Genomic DNA, 6,803 nt, shown 5'->3' on the forward strand with positions numbered 1-6,803 from the left:
CATTCATCAAAGTCTAAATAAACAATAAAAAACACCCAAGTTAGTACATACATTGAGATTATTATTCTTTATAATAATTGGGAAAAGAACAACATGATGTAAAAAGATGACAAAAAAAATTGAAAAGGAAATAAAGCTAGAACCTAAACCTGAAGTTCAAGCTAAGCTGATTGCTGCCACGTCTAATAAAAATGCAAGTCTTTCCGAAGATCTAAAAAAAATGCTGAATATTGCAGAATTTCAGTTCTCTGAAAAACGTAAAGTTACTATTAAAGATGATTATTACGATACTGATGATTTTGCCTTAATGGCAATAGGCTCTGGGATAAGGTTTAGATTCGACGATATGCACCGATCACTAACTGTCAAAACACCTCATGGAGAAGAGAAAATAGGTGAGCGCAGTTGGTGGGAAAAAACTACTGTAGTTTCGGAATCAGATATATCATTATATCAAAAAACTAATTTCATCCATATAATTAAGGAATTCTTTCCAGAATTAATCGGGGAAAAGTTTGAGAAGAAATTATCTCTGCGTAATACCCGCGTTTCATACAAAATTAAAAGAAAAGAAGAAATATATTCTTTAGCACTTGACTTTTATAACTATACTTTCCCCTTGACGATTAATAATAAAGAAAAATATTTCGAAATAGAGATCGAGGCCGAAAATAAAGTGGGTATGGAAAATCTAACTGAGTTAAAAATTGATATCGTAAAAGGTTTAAGTGACTTTAGTTACTCTACAGGAAACAAGTATTCTCGTGGTATAGAATTGGTAAGTAAGGCAATAGTACAAAGTGATAAATCGAAATTGAGCGAAAAAGCGTTAAAAAAATCATCTTTTAAGAGAGAATCTTCGAAATCGAAGAAAAGCACAAGAGAAGTATTTATTGTTCATGGTCATAATGAGGAACTTAAACATAAAGTTGCTAGGACTCTTGAACAATTAAAATTTACCCCTGTAATCTTAAATGAACAAAGTAATGAGGGGCTAACAATAATAGAAAAATTCGAAAAACATTCTAATGTAAATTTTGCAGTTGTACTATTGACATATGATGACTTTGGAAATGTTAAGACTAAGAAGACTCATAATAAAAGGGCGAGACAAAATGTGATTTTGGAATTAGGCTATTTTATTGCCAAAGCTGGAAGACAAAATGTAATGGTACTCTATGAACATGAAGTAGAACTCCCAAGCGACATTTCTGGCGTATTATATACTTTGATCGATGAATCAGAAAATTGGAAATCAAGACTTGTGAAGGAGCTGAAATCTGCTGGATTTAAAGTAGATGCGAATAATATTATTTAATTAGTAAATATTAAACTAATTACAAAGGTTTTTAGAGGATCTTAATTAATGGTTCCCTGTTCTAGTAAATAGTCTTTTTAAAGTTCAATTAAACGATGAGTAGGAGGTAACTATATTTTAATATTAATGGGAAGTATTATAATGGAAAGAATTTTAAAATATATAGACGAAAATTACTACGACACAATACATAAGGATGAAATTGAAGACTTAATGTTTTGCTCTCAAAGAAATAGTCAACGACTATTTAAGAGATTTTTCAATGAAACCATAAGTAATTTCCAAAAGCGTTTAAAGTTAGAAAATGCATATAAAAAATTGATTTATAGTAAGGAATCAATTAAGAATATTGCTTATGACGTAGGTTATGAAAACCAAGCTTCTTTTAATAAAGCATTTCTAAAACATTTTAAAATTACACCATCTAAAGCTAGATTGAGTAGGGAGTTACTTTTTGAAGATTTTTTTCAAAAAAGTGAGAATCACAAAAATAAAATCGATTATGAGATAGTTAATATTCCTTCTAAAAAAGTCTATTATAAACTTATTCTTACCAACAACTATAGCAACGAAACCATAAATAAGTTATGGGGTAAGATAGATAGAGACACCAAAGATGATCCAAACGCTAATCACTATGGCTTAATTTTAGACCAACCATTTATTTCCGGAGAAACTAAATGTAGGTACGAAGCATGCACCGACTCACCGCAAAATTCATCTGACTATTTAACAAAGAATATTTTTGGAATGAAATATCTAAAATTCATTCATTCTAAGGAATTTGACTTAATTGAAGATACGTACCGACAAATATTTTACAATTGGATTTATAGAATCAATTTCGAAATTGATAATAGTGCAATTATAGAGCGATACATAAAAGATAAAAAAATCACTAATAAAGATGGGTATCAAACTGAAATATATGTTCCCATAAAATAGTTGTCGTTTTGGGACAATATTATAGAAACAGTATTCGGTTTCTTTGCGGTATTATTAATTTAAATTTAAACCGATGAACGAAATGATATATATCTCTCTTATGATTATAACGACATTCATGTCCTGTGAAAAAGAAGATTATACAAATTCTATGAATACAGAAGTACTTTATACAATGCCCGAAGAAAGTGAACCTCATGAAGGCACATGGCTTCAATGGCCTCACCAATATCAATATGGAGTAACATATAGAAACAGGCTAGATCCAACTTGGGTTTCTATGACAAAAGCATTGATAACAAGTGAAAAAGTACATATAATTGCTTACAACAATACCGAAAAAAATCGAATAATTAAGTTACTTAAGAACGCGGATGTTCCGTTAGTAAATGTAGACTTTAAAATATATAAAACTAATGATGTGTGGGTAAGAGACAATGGACCTATATATGTTAGAAATAAAAATGGTGATTTGGTTATTCAAGATTGGGGGTTTAATGGTTGGGGAGAAAAAATAGACGAACTATCTAGGAGACCAATTGAATTTGAGAACTGCAATTCAATACCTTCAAAAATAGCTACAGATCAAAATTTAAACATAGTTGATATTAACCTTAAGATGATCAATGAAGGAGGTTCTATAGAAATTGATGGTCATGGGACTTTAATGGCTTGTAAAAGTTCAATACTTAATAGCAATAGGAATCCTGGAATGTCGCAAAAAGAAGCAGAAGAGATATTCAAAAAGTACTTAGGCGTGACTAACTTTGTTTGGCTTGACGGTCAGGCCGGACTTGAGTTAACGGATCAACATATTGATGGATTTGCACGTTTTGGTAATTCGAAAACGATTGTTACGATGAATAGGCGTGACTTGCTGGATTATGATGTCAAAGAATCTGATATTAATAAATTATATTCAGCAAAAAACAAAGAAGGTATTAATTTTTCATTCGTTAAAGTCCCATTGACACAAAAAAATGTTAGAACAACTGATGGGAATGATTTAGGTTATAAAGGTTCATATGTCAATTATTATATAGCTAATAATAAGGTTTTGGTTCCAAATTATGGTGACACTAATGATGTAGTTGCAAATGAGATTATTCAAAGACTTTATCCTGGCAGGACTGTAGTTGGAATTGATGTAAGAAATTTATACGAAAACGGAGGAATGGTTCATTGCGTTACTCAACAACAACCAAAACAATAAGACTGCCACTGATAAGATTTATAGTCTTAACTAAGGCCTTGAAATTATTTCGGGAAATTTATCAGAATTTTCTGATAATAAGGCTTTTTCCGTAATATAGATGAAAGTTTAAATAAACGATGGAATCAACGGAAATAATTAACAACTTAAATGTTTTTGAAAAAATAGCTCTTATTATATTCTTTCTAGGATCAGCTATATTAATTTATAAAAATTTTAAAAATAAAGTCTAAATAAAAGATAAAATGGTATTAATAAAATTAATATTAATTGTTCTCTTAGCGATAACTCTGAAAATTATTTCATATCGAATCATTGAAGCTGAAAAAAAGCAGGATTTTGAAAAGGTCCGGGTATTTGATAGCTATAAGAAAAAAAAGAGTTATGATAGATATTTATTTTGGGCCAGAGCATTAAATGCATTTTCAATTACTGCATTTGGGTTTGCAGTAATATTCGTAATTATGAATCTGTCTGAAATACTAGCTTATTTTAATTGAAATATCATTACGGATAAAGCCTAATTCAAATAATTAAAATCTAAATAAACGATGAAAAAACCAATAACTCTTTTTGCCATCTTAATTCTGTTGTTGGGATGTGTAGAGTATGAAACATCTAATCCCGAAAAAGCTTACAAATGTTGGACCGGGACTAGCGCTCCAGAAGGATTAGATTTGATCAAAGGGGAATATTGGCAATCTGCACATTGGAGTAAAGAATATATCATGTATTTGAAATTAGGTCCATCAGATAAATGGTGGGACGAATTTATAGAACAAAATCAGTTGAAAATTGATAATAGAAAATGGACAAAGCCAGAAGATGCACCAATTTGGTTTAATCCATCTGAAACTTCAATAGTATATTATAGTGGATATGAATTTGATGAAGGCTCTAAATATATTGAAGATGCATCAACAGGAGAATATTATATTTATGAAATTCGACTTTAGAAATTGATTTTAAATTATAGCTAAAAGTTCAAATAAACGATTAATTATTAGAGAAATGGATAAGGAGAAAATAAAAATATAAAGCCTAAATGCACTATGAGTACAAGATCAAAGCTTCCAAAAGCCCTAATTATATTCGGATTATTGTTTACGGCATATGCCATTTTACCATTATTTGGAAAAAATGAAGCATATAAAGTTATAGGTACATTTTTAGTGATTAATGTTCTTTTTTTAATTGTATCCATTATTTTATATATGGTTAATAAAATTTCTAAATTTCACGCTTCTTTAATTGTTCTTATTGGGCAAGTATTAATTTCAATTTTAATCCCTTTAGCTGCTTCCGAGTCTTATTATCAATGGACAAGAATGCGTGGCGATACCGAGCCAGTTATTCAATTGATTGTGCCAATTTTAATATTTGGCCTTATTTCAATATATTATTATGTAAATAGAAATAAAGAATTAATTGAGGAGGGAAGTAGTGTATCCCCTAAGCTTGGAAGGGTAATTGGAAGTGTAATAGGGGCAAGTATCTTCTTTTTTATAAATATAGATAAGTTAGATCGTCCAGGTGGTAAAATCTATATATGGCTATCATTAGGGGTTGGGCTTATTTTATATTCTGTAATTTCAAAAATGGGCGATAATAAATAAAGTTTAAATAAACGATGGAACAAAGATTGACAATAATAACCCTAGGGGTTTTCGATTTGAAGAAATCAACTGAATTTTATGAATCAAAATTTGGATGGAAGAAGGCAGAGTCAAGCAATGAATATATCTCCTTTTTTACTTTGAATGGTATTCAGCTTGCCCTGTTTAGAAAAAACGAATTAGCTGACGATGCAAATGTCAATCCAACTGGAAACGGATTTAAAGCCTTCACGTTATCGTATAATGCAAAATTTGAAAAAGGATGTAAATCAAATTATTGAGAAATTAGGAGAAAGAGGAGTTGAAATAATAAGAAACCACAAAAAGTGAATTGGGGCGGATATAGTGGTTATGTATCAGACCTGGATGGGAATTTATGGGAAATCGCATTTAATCCTTTCCTTGAGCTTGACGAAGAAGGGAATGTTAAAAATTGACCAAGACAATCTAAAGTTCAAAAAAACGATGAGTAGGAGGTAACTATATTTCTTATATTTGAGATATATAGTTAATGTTAACTATATCCTTACGTTGGTGGCAATTTTGATCAATTCTAAAAGTAACATTAATGATTTCTAACTCAGCATTTATTGACTCAAAAAAACACTTCCTAATTTTGGATGCTCTACGTGGTGTTGCCGCCATTATGGTAGTAATAATGCACACTTTTGAACTGTTTTGTAAGGGTGACTATCATAATCTATTTATTAATCATGGATATTTGGCAGTTGATTTCTTTTTCATGCTTTCTGGGTATGTTATGGCTCATGCCTACGATGACCGCTGGGACAAAATGACTGTTCTAGATTTTTGTAAGAGAAGGTTGATACGATTGCAACCACTTATTGTCCTAGGAATGACCTTCGGAGCTTTGCTTTTCTTTTTTCAAGAATCTTCCATATTTCCAAAAATTGAAGATACTACAATATCGGGCTTACTATTAGTCATGCTAATTGGCTATACATTGATTCCCTTGCCCCCGTCCATGGATATAAGAGGTTGGAATGAGATGCACCCACTCAATGGACCTGGCTGGTCACTTTTTTTTGAATATATAGCAAACATCTTACATGTATTCATTTTGAGAAAATTGTCGAATTTGATTCTTTTCCTTTTTGTGATATTGGCGGCGATTCTCCTTTTTTATGTAGCAATCTCAAGTCAATCGGGCGATTTGATAGGTGGATGGTCCTTGGAGCCCAAGCAATTAAAAATCGGATTCACACGTCTTTTGTTTCCCTATATGGCCGGAATGTTATTACGTAGAGCCATTAAAGTAAAAAGTGGCAGAAATACACTTTTTTTAACCAGTATTTTACTGATTAGTGTTTTAAGTATGCCAAGAATTGGCACTTACGAAAATGTATGGGTAAATGGACTGTATGAGGCGATTATCATTTCAATTGTTTTTCCCGTAATCATATATTTTGGGGCGATAGGAGAAGTAAAAAAAACATTCAATAAAAAGCTGTGTACTTTTTTAGGTGATATTTCATATCCACTTTATATAACTCATTTTCCCTTTATACTAATATATTATGCATGGATTTCAAACAATGAAATACCCTACGAACGAAGTATTTTAGTTGGGATTCTATTAATTTTTGGCACAATTATTATAGCATATGCATCTTTAAGGATGTATGATTTGCCAATTAGAAAAAAGTTGGCAGAGCGATTTATTTATAGGAAAGAATAAAAAACTACCACC

Annotated in this window: 7 protein-coding genes; all 7 read left to right on the forward strand. The window is 30.8% G+C overall.

Annotation, left to right across the window (positions count from 1 at the left end):
• The first annotated feature begins 106 nt into the window (after positions 1-106).
• Positions 107-1,318, forward strand: coding sequence for a TIR domain-containing protein (locus AC1EU5_RS15665; protein ID WP_480193363.1), 1,212 nt, complete (start codon positions 107-109; stop codon positions 1,316-1,318).
• A 126-nt stretch (positions 1,319-1,444) separates the two neighbouring features.
• Positions 1,445-2,263 carry an AraC family transcriptional regulator gene (locus AC1EU5_RS15670; protein WP_480193364.1) on the forward strand — a complete coding sequence of 273 codons (819 nt, stop codon included), beginning with the start codon at positions 1,445-1,447 and terminating at the stop codon, positions 2,261-2,263.
• A gap of 73 nt (positions 2,264-2,336) precedes the next feature.
• Complete coding sequence (locus AC1EU5_RS15675) at positions 2,337-3,476, forward strand: agmatine deiminase family protein (protein WP_480193365.1); 1,140 nt, start codon at positions 2,337-2,339, stop codon at positions 3,474-3,476.
• Positions 3,477-4,027: 551 nt separating this feature from the next.
• Positions 4,028-4,432: a hypothetical protein gene (locus AC1EU5_RS15680; protein ID WP_480193366.1), complete on the forward strand. Its 405-nt coding sequence runs from the start codon at positions 4,028-4,030 to the stop codon at positions 4,430-4,432.
• A 96-nt stretch (positions 4,433-4,528) separates the two neighbouring features.
• On the forward strand, positions 4,529-5,092 hold the full coding sequence (locus AC1EU5_RS15685) for a hypothetical protein (RefSeq protein WP_480193367.1): 564 nt from the start codon (positions 4,529-4,531) through the stop codon (positions 5,090-5,092).
• 14 nt (positions 5,093-5,106) lie between these two features.
• Positions 5,107-5,373 carry a VOC family protein gene (locus AC1EU5_RS15690; RefSeq protein WP_480193368.1) on the forward strand — a complete coding sequence of 89 codons (267 nt, stop codon included), beginning with the start codon at positions 5,107-5,109 and terminating at the stop codon, positions 5,371-5,373.
• A gap of 287 nt (positions 5,374-5,660) precedes the next feature.
• Positions 5,661-6,791 carry an acyltransferase family protein gene (locus tag AC1EU5_RS15695; RefSeq protein ID WP_480193369.1) on the forward strand — a complete coding sequence of 377 codons (1,131 nt, stop codon included), beginning with the start codon at positions 5,661-5,663 and terminating at the stop codon, positions 6,789-6,791.
• The last annotated feature ends 12 nt before the right edge of the window (positions 6,792-6,803 follow it).

The sequence above is a fragment of the Maritimimonas sp. 2405UD52-3 genome (genome assembly GCF_056591715.1).

Excerpts from the sequence above, each read along its gene's own strand:
- AC1EU5_RS15665 (WP_480193363.1), top strand. The coding sequence starts at position 107 with ATGACAAAAAAAATTGAAAAGGAAATAAAGCTAGAACCTAAACCTGAA.
- AC1EU5_RS15670 (WP_480193364.1), top strand. The coding sequence starts at position 1,445 with ATGGGAAGTATTATAATGGAAAGAATTTTAAAATATATAGACGAAAAT.
- AC1EU5_RS15675 (WP_480193365.1), top strand. The coding sequence starts at position 2,337 with ATGAACGAAATGATATATATCTCTCTTATGATTATAACGACATTCATG.
- AC1EU5_RS15680 (WP_480193366.1), top strand. The coding sequence starts at position 4,028 with ATGAAAAAACCAATAACTCTTTTTGCCATCTTAATTCTGTTGTTGGGA.
- AC1EU5_RS15685 (WP_480193367.1), top strand. The coding sequence starts at position 4,529 with ATGAGTACAAGATCAAAGCTTCCAAAAGCCCTAATTATATTCGGATTA.
- AC1EU5_RS15690 (WP_480193368.1), top strand. The coding sequence starts at position 5,107 with ATGGAACAAAGATTGACAATAATAACCCTAGGGGTTTTCGATTTGAAG.
- AC1EU5_RS15695 (WP_480193369.1), top strand. The coding sequence starts at position 5,661 with ATGATTTCTAACTCAGCATTTATTGACTCAAAAAAACACTTCCTAATT.